At 68.9% G+C, this 26,422-nt stretch carries 21 protein-coding genes, 1 pseudogene and 1 riboswitch; of the genes and pseudogenes, 6 read left to right on the top strand and 16 right to left on the bottom strand.

Going from position 1 to position 26,422, the window contains the following annotated elements; translation table 11 throughout:
• From HUW62_RS18515 to HUW62_RS18525, 3 genes and pseudogenes are all read right to left on the bottom strand, one after another.
• Window positions 1–221: pseudogene (locus HUW62_RS18515) on the bottom strand (gamma-glutamylcyclotransferase); the annotation flags it as partial.
• A gap of 10 nt (window positions 222–231) precedes the next feature.
• Complete coding sequence (locus tag HUW62_RS18520) at window positions 232–825, bottom strand: GbsR/MarR family transcriptional regulator (protein ID WP_163869779.1); 594 nt, start codon at window positions 823–825, stop codon at window positions 232–234.
• Window positions 822–1,820, bottom strand: coding sequence for a polyprenyl synthetase family protein (locus HUW62_RS18525; RefSeq protein WP_163869778.1), 999 nt, complete (start codon window positions 1,818–1,820; stop codon window positions 822–824). The genes HUW62_RS18520 and HUW62_RS18525 overlap by 4 nt, the downstream gene beginning before the upstream one ends.
• A 186-nt stretch (window positions 1,821–2,006) precedes the next feature.
• On the opposite strand from HUW62_RS18525, the gene HUW62_RS18530 reads away from it, so the two are divergent.
• On the top strand, window positions 2,007–3,506 hold the full coding sequence (locus HUW62_RS18530) for an MFS transporter (protein WP_163869777.1): 1,500 nt from the start codon (window positions 2,007–2,009) through the stop codon (window positions 3,504–3,506).
• A gap of 29 nt (window positions 3,507–3,535) precedes the next feature.
• Here HUW62_RS18530 and HUW62_RS18535 read toward each other — a convergent pair whose 3' ends face one another.
• The 3 genes from HUW62_RS18535 to HUW62_RS18545 all read right to left on the bottom strand — a co-directional run bounded on the left by HUW62_RS18535 (window position 3,536) and on the right by HUW62_RS18545 (window position 7,123).
• Entirely contained in the window at window positions 3,536–5,068 is a 1,533-nt protein-coding gene (locus tag HUW62_RS18535) for a methyl-accepting chemotaxis protein (RefSeq protein ID WP_163869776.1), read from the bottom strand.
• 281 nt (window positions 5,069–5,349) lie between these two features.
• The gene (locus HUW62_RS18540) at window positions 5,350–5,649 is read right to left on the bottom strand and encodes a hypothetical protein (protein ID WP_176435170.1); all 300 of its coding nucleotides are present in this window, start codon (window positions 5,647–5,649) and stop codon (window positions 5,350–5,352) included.
• A gap of 115 nt (window positions 5,650–5,764) precedes the next feature.
• Window positions 5,765–7,123 carry an amidohydrolase gene (locus HUW62_RS18545; protein ID WP_163869774.1) on the bottom strand — a complete coding sequence of 453 codons (1,359 nt, stop codon included), beginning with the start codon at window positions 7,121–7,123 and terminating at the stop codon, window positions 5,765–5,767.
• A gap of 198 nt (window positions 7,124–7,321) precedes the next feature.
• Here HUW62_RS18545 and HUW62_RS18550 point away from each other — a divergent pair, with 198 nt between their 5' ends.
• Window positions 7,322–8,383: a hypothetical protein gene (locus tag HUW62_RS18550; RefSeq protein ID WP_163869773.1), complete on the top strand. Its 1,062-nt coding sequence runs from the start codon at window positions 7,322–7,324 to the stop codon at window positions 8,381–8,383.
• 9 nt (window positions 8,384–8,392) lie between these two features.
• Here HUW62_RS18550 and sugE read toward each other — a convergent pair whose 3' ends face one another.
• The 6 genes from sugE to HUW62_RS18580 form a co-directional block, all read right to left on the bottom strand.
• Entirely contained in the window at window positions 8,393–8,719 is a 327-nt protein-coding gene (gene sugE / locus HUW62_RS18555) for a quaternary ammonium compound efflux SMR transporter SugE (protein WP_163869772.1), read from the bottom strand.
• A gap of 18 nt (window positions 8,720–8,737) precedes the next feature.
• Window positions 8,738–8,795: riboswitch (guanidine-III (ykkC-III) riboswitch) on the bottom strand.
• A gap of 102 nt (window positions 8,796–8,897) precedes the next feature.
• Window positions 8,898–9,656 carry a DUF5953 family protein gene (locus HUW62_RS18560; RefSeq protein WP_163869771.1) on the bottom strand — a complete coding sequence of 253 codons (759 nt, stop codon included), beginning with the start codon at window positions 9,654–9,656 and terminating at the stop codon, window positions 8,898–8,900.
• On the bottom strand, window positions 9,653–10,066 hold the full coding sequence (locus HUW62_RS18565; RefSeq protein WP_240357046.1) for a DUF6310 domain-containing protein: 414 nt from the start codon (window positions 10,064–10,066) through the stop codon (window positions 9,653–9,655). The genes HUW62_RS18560 and HUW62_RS18565 overlap by 4 nt, the downstream gene beginning before the upstream one ends.
• A gap of 476 nt (window positions 10,067–10,542) precedes the next feature.
• Entirely contained in the window at window positions 10,543–11,571 is a 1,029-nt protein-coding gene (locus HUW62_RS18570) for an ATP-grasp domain-containing protein (protein ID WP_163869770.1), read from the bottom strand.
• Window positions 11,572–11,573: 2 nt separating this feature from the next.
• Window positions 11,574–12,644, bottom strand: a complete 1,071-nt coding sequence (locus tag HUW62_RS18575; protein ID WP_163869769.1) for a putative zinc-binding metallopeptidase — start codon at window positions 12,642–12,644, stop codon at window positions 11,574–11,576.
• 91 nt (window positions 12,645–12,735) lie between these two features.
• A complete protein-coding gene (locus HUW62_RS18580) occupies window positions 12,736–14,487 on the bottom strand; it encodes a SulP family inorganic anion transporter (protein ID WP_163869768.1) in 1,752 nt (583 codons plus the stop codon).
• A 212-nt stretch (window positions 14,488–14,699) separates the two neighbouring features.
• Between HUW62_RS18580 and HUW62_RS18585 the strand changes: the two genes are divergently transcribed.
• Together HUW62_RS18585 and HUW62_RS18590 are read left to right on the top strand one after the other, a co-directional pair.
• A complete protein-coding gene (locus HUW62_RS18585; RefSeq protein WP_176435171.1) occupies window positions 14,700–15,416 on the top strand; it encodes an outer membrane beta-barrel protein in 717 nt (238 codons plus the stop codon).
• Window positions 15,417–15,525: 109 nt separating this feature from the next.
• Window positions 15,526–17,358, top strand: a complete 1,833-nt coding sequence (locus tag HUW62_RS18590) for an aspartate:alanine exchanger family transporter (protein ID WP_176435172.1) — start codon at window positions 15,526–15,528, stop codon at window positions 17,356–17,358.
• Here HUW62_RS18590 and HUW62_RS18595 read toward each other — a convergent pair.
• The 3 genes from HUW62_RS18595 to HUW62_RS18605 form a co-directional block, all read right to left on the bottom strand.
• Window positions 17,327–17,875, bottom strand: coding sequence for an alpha/beta fold hydrolase (locus HUW62_RS18595; RefSeq protein WP_176435173.1), 549 nt, complete (start codon window positions 17,873–17,875; stop codon window positions 17,327–17,329). The genes HUW62_RS18590 and HUW62_RS18595 overlap by 32 nt on opposite strands.
• An 89-nt stretch (window positions 17,876–17,964) precedes the next feature.
• A complete protein-coding gene (locus tag HUW62_RS18600; RefSeq protein WP_163869764.1) occupies window positions 17,965–18,828 on the bottom strand; it encodes a transporter in 864 nt (287 codons plus the stop codon).
• A gap of 114 nt (window positions 18,829–18,942) precedes the next feature.
• On the bottom strand, window positions 18,943–20,271 hold the full coding sequence (locus HUW62_RS18605; RefSeq protein WP_176435174.1) for a DUF1254 domain-containing protein: 1,329 nt from the start codon (window positions 20,269–20,271) through the stop codon (window positions 18,943–18,945).
• 269 nt (window positions 20,272–20,540) lie between these two features.
• Here HUW62_RS18605 and HUW62_RS18610 point away from each other — a divergent pair, with 269 nt between their 5' ends.
• Window positions 20,541–22,418 carry a SulP family inorganic anion transporter gene (locus tag HUW62_RS18610; RefSeq protein ID WP_176435175.1) on the top strand — a complete coding sequence of 626 codons (1,878 nt, stop codon included), beginning with the start codon at window positions 20,541–20,543 and terminating at the stop codon, window positions 22,416–22,418.
• A 111-nt stretch (window positions 22,419–22,529) separates the two neighbouring features.
• Window positions 22,530–25,442 carry a patatin-like phospholipase family protein gene (locus HUW62_RS50000; RefSeq protein ID WP_176435176.1) on the top strand — a complete coding sequence of 971 codons (2,913 nt, stop codon included), beginning with the start codon at window positions 22,530–22,532 and terminating at the stop codon, window positions 25,440–25,442.
• A gap of 9 nt (window positions 25,443–25,451) precedes the next feature.
• Here HUW62_RS50000 and HUW62_RS18620 read toward each other — a convergent pair whose 3' ends face one another.
• Window positions 25,452–26,342, bottom strand: a complete 891-nt coding sequence (locus tag HUW62_RS18620; RefSeq protein ID WP_163869760.1) for a bile acid:sodium symporter — start codon at window positions 26,340–26,342, stop codon at window positions 25,452–25,454.
• Window positions 26,343–26,422 lie beyond the last annotated feature (80 nt).

A 26,422-nucleotide genomic window follows, 5' to 3' on the forward strand; every position in this document is an offset into this window, starting at 1 on the left:
CGCCCGCCCCACCAGCGCGACGGGAAGTCGTAGACCAGGTCCACGTCCACCGCCTCCGCCAGCCGCCCTTCCGGCAGCTCGAAGAACCCATACGAGTGCTGCTGCTTCCACTCGTCGAACGCCGCCCGGTCCAGGATGGTGGAGTACGCGAAGTACAGCCGCTTCGCGTTCGGGTCCGCGCCCTCACGGGCCTTCATCACCATGTCGTAATGCGAATCCATGTGACTTCCCCTACCGCTCGTTCCGCCGCGAGGCGCCGTCCCGGAACACCGCCAGCACCCCGGACACGTCCAGCCGCGACGTCTTGATGAACAGCCGCAGCGCCCGCTCCACGTGCTCCGCCAGCGTGGCCATCTTCTCCAGCCGCTCCAGCCGCTCGCTGGGAACCGTGCCCGCCACCTCCGCCAGCCGCCTCGCCTCGGACAGGTCCGCGCGGATGCGCGCCACGAAGCCCGCCTCGCGCTCCTCGATGACGTGCCGCACCATCCGCACCAGGTCCGTCTCCGCGCCGTAGCGCCAGACCGTGTCCTGCGGCAGCCGCACCCGCTGGATGACGCCCCAGCGCTCCAAGTCGCGCAGCAGCATGGAGACGCCGCCCTTGGACAAATCCAGCTCGCGCTCGATTTCACCCGCCGTCAGCGGCTCGCCCCGCAGGTACAGGAGCGCCCACACCCGGCCCTGGTTGCGCTTGAAGCCCCAGAACTCGATGACATTGCCCACCGCGTCCACCGCGATGGCTTCCCACGGCGCGAGCCGGCCCTCGATGACCGGCGCATCCGGGTTGCTCGGACTCCCGTGTCCCCCCGTCCACAGGTAGCCCTTCATGCGGCCCGCCCCTGGACTTGCTCCGCGATTCCCGCCGACAGCTTGCGCGCCCAGCCCACCAGCTCCGCACCCGCGGGCTCGTGGGCGAAGTGGCCCAGCTTGTCCAACGCCGCTTCAATCTCCACGTTCATCCGCGCCATGGACGCCTCCACCGCGCCGGTGGCTTCAATCGCGGCGCCAATCTCCTTCGTGCGGTCGGGAGTGATCGTGGAGAAGGCCCACGCGTCCTTCAGCTTGCGCCGCAGGCTCTCGTCCTTGGCCACCGCCAGCAGGATGGGCATCGACGGGGTGCGCGAGTGCACGTCCGCGTACCGCGGCTTGCCCACGTCCGTGCCCAGGATGTCGCGGATGTCGTCGGCGATCTGGAACGCCACGCCCAGGTGACGGCCGAAGCCGTCGAAGCGGTCCACCGCCTCCGGAAGGTTCGCCAGCGTCGCCGCCGCGTGCCCGCACCAGCCGAACAGCGAGCCCGTCTTGCCCTCGGCGATGAAGCGCAGCCGGTTCATCGGAAGGTCCAAATCCCCGCGCGCCTCCACCTCGGCGATGGCCGCGCGGGTCATCTCGGAGACGACCGACAGCGCCGACAAGGTCAACCGGGAGTCGAGCTGCGCCAGGTGGTGAAGGCCGGTGGACAGGATGAGGTCGCCGCTCATCACCGCCACGATGTTGCCCCAGCGCGCATTCACTGTCGGGCGGCCCCGGCGGAACATGCCCGCGTCCACCACGTCGTCATGCAGCAGGCTCGCCGAGTGGATGAGCTCCGCCGCCACCGCCACGTCCACCAGCCGCTCCGGCGCCACACCCACCGCGCCGCCGAACAACCGCACCAGCATGGGACGCGCGCGCTTGCCGCCAGTGCCCACGCAGAGGTGCCGGGCCGCTTCCATCAGCGTGTCGCCCTTCACGTCCGGACCGGCGTTGCCATCCACCAGCGTGCTGTCGAGCCGCTGCTCCACCGCCGCCAGAAAGTCCGTGAGCTCCCGAGCCAGTTCCATGTGCGCCGTTCTCCTCGGACGTTCATATAGTTCAAGACCGCTTGAACTGCACCTGAATCCAGCGCCCCCTCCGGCCAGGGGGGCGGGCGGCCGGACTCGCCCGGGGTCCGAGCAGGCGGCCAGAGGGGGGACGAGGTCGGATTGAGGCCCCTGGGGGAGCCGTGCGACAGACGAAAGCGCCCCTCGATGAGCACCGCTGCCTTTCGTCGCTACGTCCTGAGCAGCTTCGCCTCGCTCGCCTCCGCCGTGCCCCTCTTCCGTCCGGGCTCGTCGCTGCCCGGCTCGGCCGCGCCCCTCCTGGGTGCGCCCCCGGCGGACAGCCCGGACGTCCCCTCGCACATGCCCGCCAAGAGGCTGCGCGCGACGCTGGGCGCATCCGTGGTGGAGGGCATGTTCACGGAGGTCTTCACCGCCTGCGCGGGCGCCACCGTGCTGACGGCGTGGGCCATCGCCCTGGGGCTGGGCCCGCTGCTGGTGGGAGTGATGACGGCGCTGCCGTTCCTCGCCCAGTTCGTGCAGTTCCCGGCCGCGTGGCTGACGTCCGCCTTCGGCCACCGGCGCGTGGCGCTCACGGCGGTGTGCCTGTCGCGACTGGTGATGTTCCCGCTGGCGCTCCTGCCCTGGTTGGACCTGGAGCTGGCGGCGCGGCAGCACCTGCTGCTCGTCGTCGCGGGGGCCTCGGCGGTGCTGGGCGTGGTGGGCAACAACGCGTGGGTGGCGTGGATGGGGGAGCTGGTGCCGCGCGCGGTGCGCGGACGCTTCTTCGGACGGCGCACCGCGCTCACCACCCTTTCGGGCACCCTGGCGTCACTCGGCGCGGGGCTGCTGATGGACCGGCTGCGTCCCGCCGAGGGACTGGGCGTGGCCCTGCCCCTGCTGGCGCTGGGCGCCTGCGTCATGGGGGTGGTGACGACGCTGCTGATGGCCAGCCAGCATGACCCCGCGCCACCGGGCACCACGCCCCCGCTGGAGTTGAGGGGCGCGCTGGTGCCGCTGAAGGACCCGCTGGCGCGGCGCGTGCTCACCTACCAGGTCGCCTGGAACGCGGCGGTGGGCGTGTCCGCGCCGTTCTTCGCGCTGCACAGCCTGCAGAACCTCAAGATGACCTTCGTCATCATGGCGCTGCATGCCGCGGCCGTCGCCGGGGTGCGCATCCTCACCGCGCCCCTGTGGGGGAAGGTCATCGACAAGGTGGGCGCGCAGCCGGTGCTGCTGGCGTGCTCGCTGGGCATCGGCGTGATTCCCGCGCTGTGGCTCTTGCCGTCGGCGGGAACGCTGTGGCCGCTGCTCTTCGACGTGCTGCTCGCCGGCGCGCTGTGGAGTGGCCACGGCCTGGCCATCTTCGCGCTGCCGCTCAGCGTGGCGCCGCGCAAGGGCCGGCCCTTCTACCTCGCCGCCTTCGCCACGGCGGGAGGCCTTGCCTACTCCCTCGCCGCCGCGCTGGGAGGCGCCATCGCCTCCGCCCTGCCCGAGCAGTTCATCCTCGGCGGCATGCCCTGGGTGAACCTGCACGTCCTCTTCGTCCTGTCGTCGGTGGCGCGGCTCGGAGCCGGCATGCTCGCCACGCGCCTGCCCGAGCCCGGTGCGCACCCCGTGACGTCGGTCAGCGCGCTCCTGTCCCGGCTGCTGCCGCGCGCCACGCGGGTGCTGGCGCCGCCGAGCACGGAGAGCCACCGCCCGGGCTGAAGCCCCGGCCGAGCCCGAGCCGCCGGGCCTCAGACCCGGTAGGCTCGAACGACCTCGGCCACCCTTTCGGAGAGCAGCTTCAGGGACACCGCGGAGTCGTTCGTGTTGGAGATGCGCTTCACCGTGTCTCCCATCAATGCGTTCAGCTCGTTGACGGCGGTGAAGATCTGCTCGATGCCCGTGGCCTGCTGGTTCACCGTCTGGGCGATCTGACGCGCGGCCGCGGTGCTGTCCTGGACGATGGTGGTGAGCTGGCGCAGCGTGTCCCCGGACGCGCGCGCCTGCATCAGTCCCGCCTCCATCCGCTGAGTCCCCTCGGCGGTGATCTGCACCGTGCCGGCGATGGCCTCGCCGATGTCGGAGAGGATCTTCCGCACCTGGTTCGTGGCTCGGATGGACTGGTCCGCCAGGGCGCGAATCTCCCGCGCCACCACCGCGAAGCCCTTGCCATGCTCACCGGAGCGCGCCGCTTCAATCGCCGCGTTCACCGCCAGGAGGTGCGACTGGTCCGCCAGGTCCTTCACCGTCTCCGTGATTCCACCAATCTGCTGCGTGCGCTCGCTCAGCGACATGATGCGCACGGTGATCTGCTCCACCTGCGAGCGCAGGTCCACCATGCCGTCGATGCTCGCGGCGACGGCGTCCTCGCCGGACTTGCCCAGCGCCTCCGCGCGCTCCGCCACCTCGATGACGGACTGCGCGGAGCTGGACGCCATGAGCGCCGTCTGGCGGATCTCCTGCGCCGTCACCTGCGTCTCCTGGACCGCGGCGGCCTGGCGGGAGACCATCTGGTTCTGCTCGTTCGCGGACTCGTTGAGTCCCATCACCGAGTCGCTGAGCAGCTCCGTGGACGAGTGGAGCTGGTGCAGGAGGTCCTTGAGCTTGCCCACCAGGATGCCCACCGCGCGCGCCAGGTCCCCGACCTCGTCCTGCGTGGCGATGTGCACCGGCTCACGCAGGTCCCCATGCTCGGCGATGCGCATCACCGCGCCGGTGAGCGCGATGAGCGGAGCGACGATGCGACGGCTGATGAGCCACGCCAGCGCCATCAACACCACCAGCGCCCCCAGCAGCACGAGGCGCATGCCGCTCACGATTCCATCGATGTGGCCCCGGGCCTCCGTGCGATTGAAGCCCACGTGCACGGAGCCCAGTCCGCCGGGCACCTGCGCGCCCATGTCCAGCAGCTCCACGTCCTCGGCCTGAAGGGGCGTGCCCTCCTTCGTGACGACCAGCTCGGAGGCGTGGTCGCGCAAGCTCTGCGCGTGGCGTCCCGACACGGCCACCAGCGCGCCCTTCGGGTCCACCAGCGCCACGTACGCCAGCGAGCCTTCTCGGGCCACGGCGTCCAACGTCGGCTGCACCTCGGACTGCTCGCGATTGCGCAGCAGATCCGCCATCGCCGAGGCGAGCGCCGTCGGCACCGCCGCGCTCATCGAATGGCCTTGCTCCTCGAAGGCCTCGCGAAGCCGAGGAATCGTGTACCCCACCGAGAGCAGGGCGAAGAAGAGCGCCACGACGAGCGGCGCGAGGATGATTTTTTGGGAGAGTGAGATTCGCATCCGAGCACGAGGGAATGCAGGGCGAACGCGGCGCGGCCATTCTGGACACGTGACAGGAAAAGCCGCAACCCCACAGACGAACTCATGACGACACACTTTGAAGCAAGGGTCCGTCCGCACCCCAATTCCTCTCTTTTCACGAGGGAGCGCCGGGTGCGTGAGTTGTCAGAAAACTACCGCGTCATCACCCTTGAACCATGGCCGGCCAAGGAGACCCGTCACATGTGACGGAGGCGCTGGTGGTGCAGGGCCGCGCGCCGCCGCGTGAGCAACGGGGCCCTTCAGCCCGGGGCCCGCGTCGTCGTCGGGCGCGAGGCGCCCTTCGTGGTGGCCCCGCGCTCGCGGGTGATCTCCAGCAGCGTGACGAGCCGGCGCCGCGCGTCGACGACGTAGTGGACCCTCAGGTCCTCTACCTGGAAGGTGGCGGGCGTTGCCTGGGTCGTCGCGCCCAACTCGGCCACGCATTCCAGCCGGGCCTGGATGGCGCGGTAGCATTCCTGGGAGAGCCGGGCGACCTGGTTCCAGGCCGCCGCGGAGATCTCCACGGTGCAGGGTCGATGGGTGTTCCTCTGGGACCTCATGGGGTGGTGGCCTGCTGCAGGCCGCGCGCCACCACCCCTTTGAAGAAAACCGGACGGTTGGCGCCGGGACTGCTTGCGTCCCTGTAGAAACGTCAGCCGGCCCCCCCTTCTCTTTTCAGTGCAGCCCCGCGGGCTTCGACTCCTTGCCAGGCTCTTCGTCCAGGCACGCCAGGGCGGCGAGCAGCAGCGTCTCGCAGCCGAAGCGCAGGCAGTCGACCGAGGGGTCGAAGTACGGCGAGTGGTTCGACGGCAGGCCCTGGAACTTGTCCCAGAGCGTCTTGCCCGACGCCCGCTTCCACGCTTCGTGAGATGTGCCCCCGAAGAACCAGTAGACGAGCGGCACCTCGGCCCGCGAGTCCTCGGCGGACGTGCGCCCGTCGAAGAAGGGAAAGTCCTCGCTGCCGCTGGCCAGGCCCGTGTCGATGATGCGCTCGGCGCCGAACCAGGCCTCGTGCGCGGCACGGACCCGGGTGAAGTAGGAGTCGTCGTTCACCATCACCCGTGTGTGGTTCAGCACCTCGATGTCGGGCGGCTTGGGTGAGCGCCCCGCTTCACACTCTGCTTTCGCCATGCGGGTGATGGCCTCGAGCAACTGCTTCTGGAGGGCATCCGTCGGGGTGCGCACCGACAGCTCCAGCACCGCCTCGTCGGGGATGACATTGGAGCGGGAGCCCGCGTGGATGCTGCCCACGGTGATCACCGCGCCGCCGCGCGTGACGTCCACCTCGCGAGAGACGATGGTCTGCAGCCGTGTCACCAGATACGCGGCGATGACGACGGGGTCCACCGCGGTGTGGGGCTGCGAGCCGTGCCCGCCTTTGCCGAAGATGCGCACGCGCACGCTGGCGGAGGCCATCATGTTGGCACCGGGATGGTGCCCCACGAGTCCGACCTCCAGCGGAGCCACATGCTGGGCGAGCGCCACGTCGGGCTTGCCGAAGCGCTCATAGAGCCCGTCCTTCAGCATGGCCCGCGCGCCCTGAAGCGTCTCCTCCGCGGGCTGGGCCACCATCATCAGCGTGCCGCGCCAGTGGTGGCGCGAGTGGGCCAGCAGCTCCGCCACGCCCATCAGGCAGGTGATGTGGACGTCATGTCCGCACGCATGCATCACCGGCACCGTCCCGCCGTGAGCGTCCTTCACGCGCACGTGGCTCGCGTCGGGGCGGCCGGTCTTCTCCTCCACGGGCAGCGCGTCCATGTCCGCGCGCAGCAGCACGGTGGGACCGGGGCCGTTCTTCAGCACCCCGACGACGCCGTGTTCGCCGACTCCAGTCGTCACTTCGAAGCCGCTGCGCTCCAACCACTTCGCCACCTTGGCCGCGGTCTGTTGCTCCTGCATGGACAGCTCGGGGTGCGCGTGCAGATCCCGATAGAACGCCTCCAACCTCGGAGCGAGCTGCTCGTGTGCGAGCGTCAGATTGGGACGCCAGGCGTGCGTGGGCTCGGTCCGTTGCAAGGTCTCTGATACTTCCATTCCACATCCTCCCCGATAGCGGCGGGGAAGATGTCCCTCTCCCGGCCAACGGGAGGGCGCTGATGGCGGCGTCATGACACCAATGTCCGTGGACCAACGGGCCTGCGTGCGTGCGCCGCTTCGCTGTCCTCGCCGCGACGCTCACCGCGCGCGCGGGGGCAATGGTCGCGAGTGGCTGAGTTCCCCACGTTGCCCCAGATGAAGACCACCATCTTGAGTCTGGGTGTGTTGTTGAGCCTCCTCGCGAGCCCCGCGCTGGCCGAGTCCAAGGAGGGCGAGGCGTGCACGCAGCCGTGCGGCGCGCGCTCCCGCCAGCTCAAGGGGCACACGTTCCTGTTTCCCATCCTCCAGCAGAGCGCGTTCGTCACCACCAACGTCGGCATCCGGGAAGGCCTCGCGCGCTATGACGTCCCGAACGTCCCGGTGAACGATTTGGAGCCGCTGGACGTCCTGCTCACTGGCGTCCAGCAGACGCTGGACCTGAGCCTGGGCATCACCGACTGGCTCGGTTTCACGGGCTACGCCAGGGCGGAGATCATCACCGGCACCAACGCGGATGGGTTGCTGGCCTCGGGCGCCACCGCGGACCTCCTCGGACAGTTGGGGGGCGTGGTGAGAATCTTTCGCAGCGACACGAGCGGCACGCAGCTCTCGTTCCGAGCGCACTATGGCTACAACCGGGGGCGGGAGATCACCCTGCTCCCGCTGGTCAACGCCATCGTCGGCACGCCCCAGGTGACGGTGGGGAACATCATCGATGGCGACCTGGGCCAGTTCCTCTTCGTGCCCCGGAAGGAGTCCAGCGCCCACGGTGGGCTCTACGTGGCGCAGTCCTTCGGCAAGATGTTCTCGATCCAGGCCTCGGGGGCGGCGGAATACGCGTGGCAGACGCGCCGCCCCTTCGACAGCGTCCTGGGAGACCGGTTCGAGCAGAAGACGAAGTCGCTCCGGGTCTTCCTGTCGGTCGCCGCGACATTGGACATCTACCCGGTGACGGCGGTGCCGCTGGCGGTGATGGGCGAGTACGTCTTCCGCACGGGGTTCCAGGAACGGGTGGACCAGGACAACCGGACGCTGAAGGACAGCACGGCGGCGCTGGGCATCTACTACTCCGGCCGCCCCAACCTCCAGCTCGGCCTCGGCGCGGTGAGGACCTTCAACGGTGAGCCGCGCCCAGGCCTGGGTTCACGGGGACGGGAGCTCGAATCCGGCGAGCCGTCCCTGAGCTACGGAGAGATCATCCTCCGCTATATCTGGTGAGCACTGCCCTCAGTGCCCCGCGCCGCTGGTGGCCTTCAGGCCGATGATGGCGACCAGCAGCATGGCGAGGAAGACGATGCGCAGCGGGGAGATGGGCTCATGGAAGAGCACCACGCCCAGCACCGCCGCGCCGAGCGCTCCGATGCCCACCCACACCGCGTAGGCCGTGCCGATGGGCAACGTCTTCGCGGCAGTGGACAGCAGGAACATGCTGGCGACGATGGCCACGCCCGTGAGGACGCTGGGGACAAGACGGGTGAAGCCCTCGGTGTACTTGAGGCCAATGGCCCAGCACACCTCGAGCAGCCCCGCGATGACGAGAATGATCCACGCCATGACGTACGACTCCTGAGATGAGCGTCGTCTTGTCGTGACCGGGTACGGCGCACCTCGTCCGGGCCCGCGGAAACCCACCCTGGGTCCCGCGGACGGCGAGGTCTATAGCGCCTCGCCCCTCTGGCTTCAACGACCTTGAGTCCCCCGCGATTCCCGCTCACTCGCTGATGCTTCGAACTCAGCGCGCGGGCACGCGCCCGCCAATCTCGGGGAAGCGTTCGTAGGCGTGCAAGAGCGCCTCCAGGTGTAAGGGGTTGTCGAGGTCGAGCGGCGTCTCTGTCAGCCGAACGACCCACCCGCCCGTCGCAGTGCGCCGCGCCCGAGAGAGGAGCGCTGCGTCGCGGGCTGGGTCCGGGAACCCGATGGCCTCCGCGGTGGCCGCCGACCAGTAGTTCAGCCACCCGAGATAATGGGGAATCTCAGGCGAGCGGAGGTGCTTGGGAAGGTTCAATGCAGGGAGCCCTCGGGGGGGGACATGCGGCAGCTCCATCGAGTGGCGAAACTGTTTCGCTATCTCCGGCGCCACTCCGTCTGGCAACACCCGCCCCCAGAACGCGCGTGCGCCTTCCGCAACGCCTTCCAGCGAATCCGCCGCGGCCTCGATGCTGGCCGCATCTAGCGGCAGCTCCACGTGGATATCGAGCAACGGCTGGCCGCCCGGCGATTGACGCCCGGATGTCTGCAATCCATAAACCGTCACCGGATAACGCTCGTCGCCGTTGCACAGCAGTGGGAACTCTCCGCGCACCGCCGCCTCAGCGAGCCACTCATTACGTTGCGGCAACGCGATAGGCCGCCCCGCCTCTGACAGCTTCCACTCCAAGCGAACATCTGAGTGCGCCCGTTCGATTCCGTGGACGACTGCGAGCGTGCGACCGTCGTTGCCCACGAGCGCAGGCGCGAAGACGATATGGATGAGGGTTCTCTGCTTGGTCATCGCTTGCACCCGGTCACGACGATATTGAGGGTAGGCTCCTGTTCGAGCAACGCGTCTTTGTGCCCTTGGGTGCTCACCCCAACGACGAATCCATAGCCACATGTCTCAGCGACGTCCCGCTCCACCTTGAGCAACGGCAATTGCTCCAGGACCGTCATCCGCCGGATGAAATGATTATACGTGTCGAATCGGTGGGTCTTGATCTCCCACAACACACGCACGCCCACTTGAAGCGCATCAAAGCTCACACCGCCAACGCGTACGTCCATTCCGGGATAACGGTTGGGCGGAAACGTGTCGGCGCATTCGTCATGCGGATCATCCTCGCCAGCATGCGGCACCGGGCTGGGCTCACACTCAGAACGGCGGTGCTCCTCCGTCACCGGGGCAGGCGGGCCCTTCCTGTTCACGTTGGACCTCTCCGGCGAAGGGTCCGCCTCCGGTTCTTGTGAGCCCCGAGGAGCGTCTCCGGCCCAAAGCCCCGGCTCCTGGGTGGGTGGCAACACGCGCTTGTGCGGGCTCTGTGGCAGGGGTTGGGGGCGAACCTGCCCCGGCTTGACCAGGGGTGGGTAGGCCCGTGCCGGGCACAGCGGGTGGGCGCAGAGGCGCCCAAGCGTAGGGCGCAGGCGCCTCCTGAGAGGTCGCGCACCCAGCTACGACTCCGGCAACCGCAACTACCTGGCCGAGCGCGCTGCGAAGTCGGAAGTTCACTCCACTTGCTTTCATCGAAGAAGGGGCCGAGCCGCGCCGACGCTCCTTCAATAGCACCTTGCCGTGCCCAACTGGGCCTTCCCTACAGTTTGGGCGTAGCCCGGCAAGTAGGAGTCAAAGTGCGCCCCAATCACGATTGCCGTCATCCACCATGGGCAGCAGCCCAGGAGTCCCCTCACCCCTGTGACACGGACGGCGTCTCCGTCACCGGCGTCACCTTCGTGCGCGGAGCCACCTGCCGCTGCATCGCGGTGTCGGCGATGCGACGGATGAGCGCCGGATAGGACAGCCCCCGCTCCCTCGCACCGAGCGCCACCTCGCACTGCGCCTCCAGGTAGGGATTCGGATTCACCTCCAGCAGGAACGGGTCCTTCGTCCCACTGGACACCCTGAAATCAATGCGCGCGTAGTCGCTCAGCTTGAGCGCGCGGAACGCGGTGATGGCGGCGCGGGAGATGCGCCCGAGCAACTCGTCCGACAAGTCCGTGGGCAACACCAGCCTCGGGCTGCCCGCCGTCTCCGGGCCGAACTTCACCTCCCGGTTGGCGATCTTCATCCGCTTGCGGCTCCACTTCTTGCCGAAATCCAGCTCCACCACCGGCAGGACTTCCGGCCGCGTGGGGTCTCCGAGCACGCCCACGTACAACTCGCGCCCCTCGATGAACTCCTCCGCGAGCGCCTCGTCGCCGAACTCCTCTCGAATCCTCCGCACCCGCCGCGCCAGCCCCTCCAGGTCCTTCTCCACGCCCAGGCCCAACGACGCATCCGAGCGCGCCGGCTTCACCACCACCGGGAAGCGCAAGTCCCCACTCGTCTGCAACGAAGCCCCGTCGAACGTGGCGAACCTTGGCGTGAGCACCCCGTGGTACTGGAGCAACTGCTTGGTGAGGATCTTGTCCTGCGCCAGCAACAACCCCGCCGTTCCCGAGCCCGTGAAGGGCACGCGCGCCAGCTCCAGCATCGCCGCGACGTTGACCTCCAGCCGGTAGTCATCCGCGAATGTCTCGCAGATGTTGAAGACCAGGTCGGCGCGGCAGCGGCCCACCTGGCGGACCAGGTCGGAGACGCTCTCGTCCACGCCGATGGCCACCGTCTCATGTCCCCCCTCCTGGAGCGCCGAGCACACCTGCCCCATCACAGGGTCCGGCGGCTCTCCCTTGGGCTGATAATGGAGGACCGCGATACGCCAGGGGCCAGGGGCCATGTTCACTCCTCGAAGAAGCGGTCGGTGTAGAGGTGGTTCATCGCCAGCGCCGTCACGAGCGAGGCGATGCGCAGCGCGGCCTCCCGGCTGTCATCGGGATGAAGCGTGAGCCCCAGGGACGCGGTCCTGTCTCCCAGGTGGTCCAGCAGCGCGCGCACCACGCTCGGGCTGACGCCCGTGTAGTGGCCCACGCTCGACAGGAGCCGCTGCCGCTCGGCGCGCACCAGCGTCTCCGCGCGCACGGGCGCCACGCCGGGCCCCTCGAAGATGTCCTCCAGGAACTGGTCGAACGCGTCGCGCAGCTCCAGGTCCACCTTCTCGTCCAGCTCCCGCTGACGGTAGTGGTCGAGCACCGTGCCCTCCATCTCCTCCGTCGTCAGGTCCGGCTGCGCCAACCGCACGAGCGGCGGCGTGCGGCCCAGCCGCGCCACCGTCTCCTCCACGTACTGGAGCTTCCGCAGCGCCCCCCAGCCCTGGTAGCGCTTGCGCCAGTCGCTGTCAGGCGTGAGCCACACCGCGAACGTCTCCGCGAAGTCCTCGTCCGGGTGCTTCTGCGCGTACCAGCCCGCGATGTGGTGGACGTAGCGCCGGGAGAAGGGCCGCGCCTTGTAGTCGTCCCGGTATGGCCGCGAGTAGTCGCCGAACACCTTGCGCCACTCCTCCGTCTCGTAGAGCTGGTAGGCGTAGTTGAAGGCGTGCCCGGCCTCGTGGCGCAGGTACATGAGGATCTCCCCCTCCGTCTCCACGCTGCCGCCCAGCTCCGCCTCGATGGAGTGCAGGTCCGGGTCCGCCAGGTAGAACGGCACGCCGATGACGGGCACGCCGGAGGGACAGCCCCACTCGTCGGACAGGTAGCACTGGGGCTTGAAGGAGATGCCTCGCGCCTCCAGCTCCGCGTGGAGCTGGTCGATGTGCCGCTCCAACGGCGTCCCCGCCAGCCGCAGCGACAAATCCTTGATGCGGGCCTGGAGGAGCTGCTCGCGCCGGGCAGGAAGTCCGCCACGTCCATCGCCCTGCTGGGCCGGGTGCTTCTCGCGCAGGGGAAAGGCGGGATGGGAGGGAGGAGTCCACATGCCCTCTTCTAGATAGGAAGCCCCGCGCCAGGCGGGCAGCCCGGGGCACCCGCACAGCGGGCAGCCAGCCAAGGCCCCGCCGTGTCGCCCGTCAATGCGGAGCCGGTGACGACGGCGGCTCGACGCTGGGGAGCACGTCTTCGCCACGTCGCTGGAAGCGGGCCACCGCGGCCTCGACGGTGAGGTAGACGTTCTCCTCGCCCAGCCGCTCCATCATCCCCGTGCGCCGCAGCATTCCCCGCAGCGGCGCGTTCGCATCGGCGATGACCAGGACGATGCCCTCCTCTTCCAGTTCGTGGCGGAGCTTCTCCAGTCCCTCCGCGGCGGTGATGTCCAGGTCGAACACGGCGCTCGCGTCCAGCACCACCTCGCGCACTGGCGGCGACGCCTCCGCGACCAACGCGCGCAGCTGCTCCCGGAGGTGGCGGGCATTGGCGAAGAACATCGGCGCGTCGAAGCGATAGACGAGGAGCCCTGGCAGCGTGTGCGTGCCCGCATGGCGGGAGACGTCGTGCCAGCCCGGGATGCCCTCGCGCTCGCCGAGGACCGCGTCGTGAGGGTGCGCCGCGCGACGGATGAGGTCCCCCAGCGCCAGCGCCACGGCGATGAGGATGCCCTGCAGGATGCCGAGCACCAGCACGCCCAGCGTGGTCGCCACCGCGAGCGCCGCCTCCACGCGCCGCACCCGCCACAGCCTGGCGATGGCGCCCAGGTCCATCAGGTACACGGCCGCGACGATGACGATGCCCCCGAGCGTCACCAGCGGGAGGCTCTGGAGCAGCGGCGTGAAGAAGATCGCGAACACGGCGACCAGCACGGCGGCGATGACGCCCACCAACTGCGACTTGCCGCCCATGGCGTCATTGACGGCGGTGCGCGAGTCGCTGCCCGTCACCGGAAAGCCCTGCGTGAAGGCGTTGGCCAGGTTCGCGGCGGCCTGCCCGAGCAGCTCCTGGTTTCCGTCCAGGCGATAGCCATGCTTGTCCGCGTAGAGGCGGCCGGCGAGCACGGAACTGGCGTAGTTGACCAGCGCGAGGCTCAGCGCGGCCGGGAGCAACGCCCGGACATCCGCGAAGCCCACCGAGGGCAGCCCCAGGGACGGCGGCGCGGCGGCGATGGGCCCGACGACCTTCACGCCCCCATGCTGGAGCTGGAACACCGAGGCGAGCACGGTGGTGAGCACCACGAGGATGAGCGGCCCGGGCAATTTCGGCAGGAAGCGCCGCAGCAGCACCAGGACGAAGACGATGCCCAGCCCGAGCAGCAGCGTGGGCACATGCGTCCGGCTCAAGCCCTGGCCCACTTCCACCAACTGGCCGGGAAAGTCATTGGCCTTGCGCTCCAGGCCGAACATCCGCGCGAGCTGACTGCCGATGATGATGAGCGCCGCGCCGTTGGTGTAGCCGATGAGGATGGGCTTGGAGAGGAAGTCCGCGAGCGCCCCCGTCTTGAACAGGCCCGCCGCGAGGCTGATGAGCCCCACCATCATCGCCAGCAGCGCCGCGAGCGAGGCATACCGCGCGGGGTCCGCGCCCGCCGCGACACCGCCCAGCGCGCTCGCGGCGATGATGGCCGCGCCGGCCTCGGGGCCGAGCATCAGGTGCCGGGAGGGACCGAACAGCGCATATGCCAGCATGGCGATGACGCCCGCATACAGTCCGGCGGCGGGCCTGACGCCGACAATCTGCGCGTAGGCCAGGCCTTGCGGCACCAGCATGGCGCCAATCGTCACCGCGGAGAGCAGGTCCGGACGCAGCCAGGACCTGGAGTAGCCCTCCACCCAGCGCAGGCCCGGGATGAACCGGCGCGCGCTCCGCCATCCGATTGTGGCCGTGAGCTTCATCGTCTGGCATCGCTCCGGTGAGAACCCGCGCGCTGACGATGCATCGCCCGCGAGTCCTCCGCACGGTCCGCCGGGGAGGGACAGGCACGCGGGCGAGCACTGCTCGCGAGCTGACGGAAAGGAGCCCGGCAGGGTCCGGCGAGCCTGGGACACTCCGAGCCCACGCGCCGCCGCGTCCCCAGCTTCAGCCGACCATGACAGGAGGGGGTTCCATGTCTCGCTACTTCGCCATATCCGCGCTGTTGACCATGCTGCTCGCCGCGCCGCCCGCCCTGGGAGGAACGTTGAGACAGGCGGCCGAGGCCACGGAGGGCTTCATCGAGGAAGAGCCGCCCCTGGCCGGCAGCTTCACGTTCAACCTGGGGCTGGGCGTCGTCTTTCCGACCTTCGAAACCAACAGCCGGTTCAAGACGGGCTGGAGCTTCCTGCTCGGCGCGGGCTATCACTTCACCGAGCGGATCGCCGTCGTCGCGGAGTACCAGTACAGCGATTACGACTTGAAGAGCGACCTCCTCGCGGACACCAGCTTCTCCGGCGACCACATCATGCAGTACGGAGATCTCAACCTGATCCTCGGCCTGGCGCCTCGCGGGCGGTTCGGCGTGTACATCACCGGTGGCCCGGGTCTGTACTACCGCAAGGTGGAGGTCACCCAGTTCGCCGGCGCGGAGTTCGTCCCCGTCTGCGACCCGTGGCTGCTCTTCTGCGACAGCGAGCTGGTTCCGGTGGAGACCCTCGTCGGCTCGCGCAGCACGACGGACTTCGGGTTGAACGGTGGCATCGGGGTCTCCTACCGCGTCTATGGACCGATGCGCGTCTACCTGGAGGCGCGCTACCACTTCATCTTCGGTCCTGAGTACTCGACGCCCACGGGCTCGCGCCGCGCGAACGGCCAGTACCTCCCCATCAACCTGGGCCTGCGGTTCTGACGCCTTGGTGGCGGACGCTGGCTCCGCCGCCCGCCGCTCCCCGCGGGGCTCCTCCTTCGAGGAGGGGGCCACGCATTACCCTGGAACAGGAACCTGGAGGGACGCTCGCATGAGAAGCCAAGCGCGCCACGCCACCATGCTCGTGGGAGCCGCCGTCGTCGGTCTGGCGGTCATCGCCTTCGCTCAGGGACAGCCTCCTCCCGTACAGCCGCACCCGCACGGAGTCTTTGGCGCGGTGCTGGACTACCTGCGCCGCCAGCCCTTCATCTTGATGTTCCTCGTAGTGGCCGCGGGCTATGCCCTGGGCGAGGTGAAGGTGAAGGGCGTGGGCATGGGCTCGACAGCGGCGACGCTGCTGCTGGCCCTCATCGTCAGCTTCTGGGCCTTCGAATCCTACAAGATTGAGTACTCCCTGCCGGAGTTCACCAGCACGGTGTTCTTCAACCTCTTCATCTTCGCCATCGGAATGAAGGTGGGGCCGCAGTTCCTCGGTGGCATCCACCGCGAGGGCAAGCACCTCATCATCCTCTCGTTGATCGTACCGCTGCTCTCGTCGGCCCTCGTCTATGTCTCGCGCTACTTCACGCACCTGGCGCCGGGGTTGCTCGCCGGTATCCTCTCCGGCGCGAACACGGCCACGCCGGGCTTCGGCGCGGCGCGGGCGGCCTTGGCCAGTGGCTCCGCGGCGCTGACGGGGGACGCGGCACGCGACGCGCCGGGCAATCTCACCACGTCGTACGCGTTCCTCTACTGCATCAGCATGGTGGTCTTCACGGTGTTGATGTCGGTGATGCCCAAGATGTTCGGCAGGGACGCGGTGGCGGACGGCAAGGAGATGGAGAAGGAGCTGATGGGCGAGGACTCCGCGCCGCTGCCGGGCACCGCGGACTCGTTCATCCGGGGCTACATGCCGTTGGACTTGCGAGTGTTCCGCGTGGAGAACCCGGCGCTGGAGGGGCGCACGGTGGCGGACCTGGACCATGCGCATCCCCGGGTGGCCATCGAGCGCGTCTACCATCAGGGGCGCGTCTACAATCCTCCACCGGACCTGGTGCTGAACCGCGGTGACGAGGTGGCGATGCTCGGGCCGGTGTCACTGCTGCTGGCGGGCGGGCCGCACATCGGGCCGGAGGTGGACGACTCGCAGCTGCGGAACGTGAAGTTCGACACGGTGGAGTTCATCGTCCACAACAAGGACGTCATCGGGAAGACGTTGGGGGCACTGGCGCTGCGGATGGGCCAGGGCATCTACCTCAACGCCCTCTTCCGGGCGGGAGATCAGCTCCCGGTGAGTCGGGACCAGGCCATCAACCGGGGCGACGTGCTGCGCATCACCGGCAGTCCCAAGCGGGTGGCGGAGCTGCGCAAGGTGCTGGGGCCCGCGGTGAAGCCCAGCCTGTCCACGGACATCATCACGTTGGGCCTGGGGCTCGCGGCGGGTGCGTTCCTCGGCGCCATCACCGTTCCGCTGTTCGGCATCCAGTTCAGCCTGGGCTCGGCGGTGGGTCTGCTCATCATCAGCATCGGCCTGAGCATCCTGCGCACGCGCAATCCGGCGTTCGGCGGTCCCTTCCCGGAGTCCGCGCGGCAGTTGCTCGAGGATGTCGGGCTGAATGTCTTCATCGCCATCCTGGGGCTGAACTCGGGCGCGGGTGTGGCGCATGCCATCGCGGGCGGCCTCCTGGGGCCCACGCTCATCATCGGCTCCATCGCGGCCTTCGTTCCTCCCATCATTGGTTGGATGGTGGGTCAGTACATCTTCAAGATGAACAGCGCGGTATTGATGGGGGCCATCGCTGGCGCGCGCTGCAACAGCGCCGGCATGCGGGCCGCGCAGGAGGCGTCGAAGAGCATTGTCCCGGCGATTGGATATCCGGTGACGTTCGCCATCTCCAACCTGCTGCTCACCTTCATCTGCTACCTGTTCGCCCTGATGGGCTGAGGAAGTACGCCTCGAGCACCGGCGCGAGCGCCGCAATCGAGACGTTGTGCGTCTGGTCCGGAATCACTTGCAGCGTCCCCTCCCGGAGCCTCGCGGCCACTGCTTTCGCGCCATCCATCATCCACCCGGGACTGGCGCCGCCAGCGACGACGAGGCCCGGCGTACCGATAGACGCCAGCAGCGCGTCGGGAAGGCCACCGCCGTCCGCGTCCCGCGCGAACCGCGAAATCGGCAGCCCCGCGCCAACGGCTTCGAGCACCAGCGCCGCTCCAGACGACATCCCGTAGGCCATCGCCCTCCCACCGGCCTCGGCAACCACCGCCGCGAGATCCTCGACCTCGCGAGCCACCGCCTGAACGCGGGCCAGGATCTTCTCCATCTTGTCGAACCGGCCTTCCCAGAGGCGCCGGTAGCCGTCCAGCCACGTGTCGACCTGCTGAAGAGGACCGAGCGAAATCCGACCGGGCCTCCGCTGCGCGTCGCGACTCTTGGTGATCAACCCCGCCTGCTCCAGCACGCTGACGTGCTTGGAGATGGCGCGGACGCACGATGATGGCGGCGCTGGCAATCCACCCGGGCTGGCGTGACAGCCTTCACCGGGAGGACTCAGTGCTTCTTCTTCAGTGGGAACAGGAAGGAGAGCTGGACTCGGAGCTGCCACTCGGCGCTCCCCGGCAGGTCGGGACGAATCGCGTTGTAGTAGGCCGACACGGAGCCATTCAGGGCCTGCTTGCCCACGGTGAAGACCTTCCCTGCCCCCAGGCCGAAAGGAACGGTCCACCGCTCTCCAGAGGGCCCCTCCCAGTTCGCCGTGAGGATGGGCGCCGACGTCACGTACCAGCCCTTCGGAAGGTTGCAGGTGATGAAGTACTGGAGCAGCAGCTGGTTCACCGTCCCCCGGTCATCATCACCGAACACGGAGAACACGTTGCTGGCCAGCACGCCGATGGACCAGGGCGACGGCTGAACCAGCACCACCACGGACGGCCCCACGCTCCACTTGCCCGTGCCCAATACGTCCGCCGTCCCCGTCGGCAACAGGAACGCCGGGCCCACGCCCCAGATGAAGAGCCCCGGCTTCTTCGGCGCCACGAAGAACGTCGCTGATGTGTCTCCCAACCCGAACGTCCCGCCACTCCCGTCGGCCAGGTCCGGTTGATAGAGGATGGGCAGGATGACCCGCGCGATGAGGTTGAATTCCCGCGTCAGCGGCAGCGGTACCACGGGCTGGATGTTGAGCGTGTTCCTCACCCGCTCCCCGGGCTCCACGCCCAGGTCCAGGTTGTCTTGAAGTGGAACGCTGATGAGGTCGGCCACCGGATTCTGCACCGCCTTCGCCAGGTCCTGCTGGTCCGCGCCCTCGCCTCCAGCCGGCGCGGAAGCCGGCGCTTCAGCGGACGAAAGCAGCGGGATGACCAGCAGCATCGCCAGGACCAACGACCCGCATTGCCTCGCGCTCGGTGCTCGCATCCATCCCCCTGTGCCAGCAGCGGCACCGGGTGGGGATGTCCATCGACGAGCAGCCCGTCAACGGCCCCCTCCCCTGGGGGCGGGAACCCCGGCTCCGAGCATTCGGGACGTCAGTCAATCGCTCAGCGCATCGATGGCCGGAGGGACGTAGGCCCCTCTCAACGCCGACCCGGTGGGGCCGTAGATGCGCAGCAGGACATAGAAGCGCCCGTCGGGGATGGGCAGCCAGTTGGCCACCCGCTGCGGCTCGGGGGCGTCGTGCTGGAGGAAGAAGGAGATGGAGCCATCGCTCGACTTCTTCAAGTCGCGCGAGCGGTCCCCCACCGAGTAGCGCTGGATGGGATTGTCCACCAGCATCCGTGTGTCCGCGTCGTACGCCGTGAGGGACCAGAAGAACCGGGCGGGAGGCAGCGCGTCCGCCGGGAAACGCAGCACGTAGCGACTCCGGCTCCCATCCAACAGGCGGTCCTCACCATCCAGGTGGGTGATGGGATAGACGGCCTCCACGGGAGAGTTCGCGTAGATGTAGTTCCACGCGACATGCGCACGCAACGGGTAGTCGCCCCCGAACGCACCCACCTTCGGGTCGGGCAGCTCCCATCCCTGCTTCAGCACGGGGCGCTTCTGGATGACCCGGCGCGCATCCTTCACACCCTCCAACATCGCCGCGCGCACCTCGGGCGCGAACGCCTGGGCATCCATGCGCGCGCCGGGCCGCACGCCGATGCGGGCGAAGCGCGCCAGCAAGGGCTGCTCCGCGTCCGTGAAGCGGTGCCACTGCATCATGAAGTTGACGTACTCGAACGCCTTCAACGAGCTGTCCGCCTTGTCGTCGAAGTACGGCGGCCAGACCACGTCGGGCAGCGTCGGCGCGGGGCGCTTCGTGAGCACATGGAGCGGCGTCAGGCGGAACTGTTGCTGGAGAGAAGCCGCCTTGGACACGTCCTCGGGCCCCTGGACTCCGATGCGCAGCAGCGCCGCCACGAACATCGAGGGCGACCGGATGACGAGCGCATCCTTCAGTGACTCCGGCAGCTCGCCCTTCCAGTCGGGACCCGCGATGACGAAGCGTCGGGGGTCCGTTCCCGTTGCCCGCGTCCCGATGTACTCCAGGTTGTTCGTCGTGATGTCGACCAACTGGACGCAGAAGTACCGTCCCCCCAGCTCGGGCGTGTCCAGCACCACGGGCTCGCCGCGCAGGTCCAGGTTCGCCTCCGAATAGAGCGTGTCGTTGTTCGCGGAGACGACATCGCGGTCCTTCGGGGTGAAGAGCCGGGGGAAGTGCAGGAAGACGTTGGCGGGCCGGACCTGCGGCGAGTCCGACAGGAAGCCCAGCGCGAAGAGCCGGTAGTGCTCCACCATCGGCAATCCAAAGACATAGGCGTCGCGCGCCAGGTCTTGAATCTCCTGGGCCGTCAGTCCCGCGGTCGATGGCTCCAACATGGTGGCACCTCTCCCGTGGAGCGAGGACGGCGGAATCACCTGCCCGGCTCTCACGTCCGGCAACGTGGGCCGGAGCTGACTTGCACGCAACAGTCCGGGGGACCGGCGAGAGAGGGCCCGCCGAGAACCGCCGCGTTCGCCGCTCGCTCGCCCCGCCTCGCGGCCCGGGAGGACCGGGCCTGGCGAGCGCTCGAATCGGCGCGGGCTCGATTGTCGGACCGGGGTGCGCTCAGCAACGTGTGAGGGACACGACCGCCGGAGCGACCCACATGCCGGAGATCTCCCATCCGCACAGCCCCGGAGCCCCCTCCGTCGCGCGCTTCCTGCCGTTCCTGTCCTGGCTCCCCAAGTGGCGTCCGAGCTCGCTCAAGCGCGACGTCGCGGCGGCGCTGACCATCACGGCGCTCCAGATTCCGGAGGCCATGGCCTACGCGGAGCTGGCGGGCGTGCCACCACAGGCCGCCTTCTACGCGGGTCCGGTGGCGCTGGTCCTCTATGCCTTGCTGGGCACGTCCCGGCAGCTCGTGGTCGCCATCTCCGCCACGGTGGCCGTGCTCTCCGCGTCCACGGTGGCCGCGCTCGCGCCCTCGGGCACGCCTCGCTTCATCGCGCTCACCGCCACCCTGGCCATCCTCGCCGGCGCCATCTCCATCCTCGCCGGAGTCCTGAAGCTCGGGCGCATCGCCCAGTTCTTCTCGGAGTCGGTCCTCACCGGCTTCGTCTTCGGCCTCGCGCTGGTCATCGCCATCAAACAGGTGCCCAAGCTGCTCGGCATCGAGGCCGGGGGCGGCAACTTCTTCGAGCGCCTGTGGCACCTGGTGACGCACCTGGGACAGACGCAGCCGCTCACGCTCGTCATCGGCGCGGCGAGCGTCGCGGTATTGCTGCTGCTAGGCCGGCTCCTGCCACGCCTGCCCGCGTCCCTCGTCGTGCTGGTGCTGGGCACCGTCGTCGTCGGCGTGCTCGGCCTCCAGGGGCACGGCGTGAAGGTGGTGGGAAACATCCCCTCGGGCCTGTCCGGCCCGGCCATTCCGGACGTGGGCATGGGCGACCTCTTGAAGCTGCTGCCGGGCGCGTTCGGCATCGCGCTGGTGGCGTTCGCGGAGGCCATTGGCCCGGCGCGCGTGTTCGCATCCAAGCACCGGTATGAAGTGGACCCCAACCAGGAGCTCATCGGCCTGGGCGCGGCGAACCTGGGCGCGGGACTCTTCCGAGGCCTCTCCGTGGGCTGCAGCCTGTCCAAGTCCGCGGCGAATGACGCGGCCGGGGCGCGCTCGCAGATGTCCAGCCTGCTCGCCGCCGCCATCCTCGCGCTGGTGGCGCTCTTCTTCACCCCGTTGTTCCGCACGCTGCCGGAGGCCACGCTGGCCGCCATCGTCATCCTCGCCACCGTGGGGATGATGGACGTGAAGGAGATGCGCCGCCTCTTCAAGCTGCGCCGCACCGACTTCCTCCTCGCCGCGGGCGCGCTCCTCAGCGTGCTCGTGCTCGAGGTGCTCCCCGGACTGATGGTCTCCGTGGGTCTGTCCGTGGCGCTCCTCGTCTGGCGTGCCAGCCAGCCCCGCGTGAGTGAGCTGGGCCGCGCGCCGGGCACGCTGGACTTCGCGGATGTCCGTCGCCAGCCCGCGCCCCTCACCGTGCCCGGCTTGCTGATGATTCGTCCGAACGAAGGCATCTTCTTCGCCAACGCCACGTCCCTCCGGGACGCCATCATCGGCCGGGTGGACAGCGCTACCTCCCCCGTCCACGTCGTGCTGTTGGACCTGGAAGTCACCTCGGACCTCGACGTGCCCGGCGCGGACATGCTCGGCGCGCTGAAGGACTCGCTGGAGCACCGTGAAATCACGCTGATGCTCTCCCGCGTGCTGAGCCAGACACAGCAGATGCTGGACCGGACTGGAGTGACGGAGCGCATCGGCGCGAAGAACATCCACCCGCAGACCTTGAACGGTGTGGTGGAGTACCTGTCACACCGGACCCACCACTCGAAGGCCGAGTGGTCGCTCGTGAAGGACGGACTCCACCGGCTCAACGCCCTGGTGGAGGAGGCCATCCCCGCCGCCGAGGGCGATGACGACCGCCGCCGGCTGGAAGCCCTGCGCCATCGGCTGGCCCGGCTCGACGACGGCTCCTCGCCACACGAGTAGGCGTCCACCCCGCCCCCCGGGGCCCATGGACAGACGCAACGGTGATATTCTGGACAAGCCGTACTAGCCAGAACTCATCGGACGGTTCCGCCTGTCCAACGAGGGGGGCCCGTGAGCAAGCGACGCCAGAGCAGGAGCAGACCCAACGTGGTGGAGCAGCGCGGCGGGCCCCCACTTCCCCTGGGTGATGCTGGCGGACGCAATCAGCTGGTGCACGCGGTGCCGGGCGCGCTGAGGGAAGCACCGCGAGTCCCCGCCTGGGTCGGCTATGTCGAGAAGCGGCTGGCGACCATCATCGCGCTGCTGGTGGCCGGCCTCGCGCTGACGAACCTGCCGCAGATCCACAACATCGTGCTGCAACTGCCCGGTGTGGCCTCGCTGCAAGCGGGCGGCTCCGCGCTGATGGCCGTGACGTTCTGGGCGTACGTCCTGCTGCTCGGAGCCTTCTTCTTGATGAGCGCGATGTGGGTCTTCGTGCCGCGCGAGGACGTCCCCCGGTGGATGGAGCGCCGCAACTTCGTCAGTCGGGCGGTGCTCGCGGTGTGCCGAAGGCTGGTGACGCTGGCACGCTTCCCCCTGGCGTTTCCCGCCAACGGACCGCGGACCCCAGGAGGACTGCTGTACTTCGGCATCATCGTGGCGGGACTGGCGCTGGGCCTCGTCGGCTTCCTGGGGCTGCTGCCCGCGCCATGGAAGGCCAGGGACTCGGGGCCCATCCTCGTCGCCACGCTGGCGGCGGCCGTGGGAGTGCTCGGACTGGTGGGCACCCGGGTGATTGCCTGGAAGCCCTCGCTGCGCGTCCTGACGGAGGTCATCACCCGAGGCCTGGTGATGTCGCTGGGCTCCTACTTCCTCGCGGAGTTGCTCTGGGGCTTCTTCATCCCGACGATTCCCGAGGCGAGCTTCCGGCTCTACACCATCTGGGCCATCTACCACCTGCTCTTCGTGATTCTGTGCGCTGCCCGCGCGCTCGACCTGGTGGAGAGCGTGGTCCAGCGCGCCGTGCTCGCCCTCGCGCTGCTGGCCTCCGGGTTCCTCGTCGTCAACCTGCTGGACAGGCAGGAGTCCCTCACGCCCCTGCCGCTGGCCGAGGGCGCGTCCGCGAGCGAGGACGTCCTCTTCACCCGCTGGCTCGGCACGGCGAACCGTCGCCTGGAGCAGATGTGTGACGGGCCGGTGGTCTTCGTCTCCGCGGCGGGAGGCGGCTCGCGCGCGGCCATCTTCGCCATGCTCACGTTGGAGAGCCTGAGCCGGATGCACGTGAGCGTCCCCGACGCCACCTCGGAGCGGTGCCGCGCGCAGCCGCTGTCGGACCACGTGCTCTTCATCAGCAGCGTCTCCGGCGGCAGCGTCGCCAGCGCGCACTTCTCGCACCGGCTGGCGGCGGGGACGCTGGGGGAGATTGTCCCGGCCGACGTGCCGCTCAAGCACGCGCCTCGCGAGGAGCTCGCGTCGCACCTGATGAACGGCGCCTGTGGCCTGACGGCGGACCGGCTGTGGCCGCTGAGCAGCGATGCGCTCGATGACATGTTCGTCGACTTCAACGCGCCCCTGCTGCGCGGCGTGGTGATGCCGGGGGTGAGCCGTGGCGGAGGCCTGGCGTCCTTCTGGTCCGACTACCTGGGCTGGCCCGCGAGCCTCCCCGAGGATGGCAGCGTCCCCCTGCTCTTCCTCAACACGGCCAGCGCGCGCACGGGCGGACGGGTCGTCACCGGCAAGCCTCCCCTGCCCCCGCGCATGGTGAGTGATGGCACCCAGCCGGAGGCCCAGGCCCGCTCCACCAGCGAGCTGACCACGACGGGGGACATCGCGCTCGCCGACGCGGTCCGCGCGTCCGCGAACTTCCCCTTCGTCGTCGACCTGCCCGGAGTCATCGACGCGAAGGGGCACCGCGAGCCGCTCATCGACGGAGGCGTCTTCGACAACACCGGGCTCGACACCTTCGTCCTGTTGCTGCGAGGGCTCACGGACACGGAGCGCTGGAAGAAGAACCCCCAGGCGCAGGCGGGCATCGACCTGTTCTTCAAGCAGCTCAAGGCGCGGGGCGTGCTCTTCGTGGAGATCGACTCGGGCGCGAAGCCGTCGTCATTGGACGAGAACGAGGACACGACAGGCCCCATCTCCACGCCCCTCTCCGCCCTCTCCCGCTCCAGCCATGCCTTCGCGCGCGACATGGCCAACTACCAGAAGGCGGAGATCGGCCGACTTCTCGCGGGCAAGCAGGTGTCGATGATGCAGACCAGCTACGCCTACGGAGACGCCGAGCTGGCCGTGGACGCGAGCGACGCGCAGCGCCAGTGCCTGGAGGAGAACCAGGACGAGGTGATGACCGCCTGGGCCCTGGGCCCCAAGGACAAGGGCCGACTCCTGGGCCAGTTCCTCTGGCAGGAGGAGAGCGCCAGCGACCTCATCGCCAGCCACATCAAGAACCTCCAGGGCGCGGCGCAGACCGAGCGCATCGTCGCCAGCGACTCCTTCTACGGGCCCCTCTCCATCCACGCCCATCCGGCGTTGCTGGAGCGGCTCAGAGACCCCATCACCCGGATGCTCGCCGTGCAGCTCACCCAGAAGATCGCCGCCGACCAGGTCTCCCTGCAACGGGAAGGCACGCCCCGTCTCTATGACCGGGACGCGCCCGCCGTGCAGGTCTTCTCCCAGGCCGAAGCGAGCGCGCCGGACCTCGCGACGCGGCTGGGCGAGGGCAGCAAGGACGCCTGGGTCTACCTGGGCCAGTACCTGTCGGGCACCAACACCTGGCGCACCTGCTTCTACTGCAAGCAATCCCAGGCCGAGTGGTCCCTGCCGCCCCAGCGCTTCGTGGGCAGCACGCTGGAGAGCACCGCCCCCTCGCTCCTGCGAGACGACCCGCCCGAGGGCGAGCCCGCCGCGTACGGCAAGCTCCTGGGCGCGCTGCGCGTCGGTCAGCACGTCACCGTCAAGGCGGTGCAGGACTGGGGCGATCTGGGCTTCATCTGGGCGAAGGTGAGCATCCACCCCAAGGACCCCGCCCGCCTCAAGCGCTGACGGAGCACGTCACACCGGGACGCCATCCGACGGCGCGTGCCGCGAGGGCTCCGAATCGCGCTGACGCTTCACCCAGAACTTGTAGGGAGTGAGCGCGAGCAACCGGATGACGATGTAGGCCCCCACCACGCCCGCGACCTCCAGGGCCCGGTAGTTGGGATAGCTCTGGATGATGATGGTCATGGCCAGCACGGGGTTCGCGAAGGCGGTGGCCAGCGCCACCGCCTTGCGGTCCTCCAGCCTGGGCGCTCCGGCCCAGTGCCCGAGCAGGACCGACACGGTGATGATGACCACCAACGCGAAGATGGCGATCCACGCGATGTGGATGAGCCTGGGCCCGACGATGAAGAGCACCCCCACGGACACGGCGAGCAACAGCACGCTGAACACCTTGCCGCACCACGGCGCCAGGGCCTTGGCCACGTTCGGGGCGTAGTGGCGCACGGCGATGCCCACCGCGAGCGGCGGGAGGATCTTCACCGCCAGCAGGCGGAAGACCAGGTCCGGGCTCGCCTTGAACTCGACGCCGAGCAACCGGTCCACGCCCATCACCCAGAGCGGCACGGTGATGAGCGCGAACACGCTGAACAGGAGCAGCAGGTTGATGGAGGTAGAGGGATTCGCGCCGAGCGCCTTCGCCTGATTCACCTGCAGCGGCGCGCCGGGACAGACGGCCATCAACAGGATGGCGCTCGCCACCACCGTCGGCAGGTGGAAGACCTTGACCACCGCCAGGGCGACCAGGGGCACCAGCAGCAACACCACCACCAGGGCGCGCACGTAGAGCGCGGGGCGCTCCAGGACGTGACGAATCTCCCCGGGACGGCGCGCCAGTCCCTCGGTGAACATGAACAGGGTCACGATGTTGCCCAACACGAATGCGATCACGGACCTGAGCATGCTCGCCTCCTCGCGGGCGGCGCGCAGTGGAGCCCCCGGATAGTTATCCTCACCGCCACCTCCTCGAGGGAGCCCACGGC

The organism is Myxococcus sp. AM011 (genome assembly GCF_013372595.1).
Taxonomy (GTDB): Bacteria; Myxococcota; Myxococcia; order Myxococcales; family Myxococcaceae; genus Myxococcus; species Myxococcus eversor.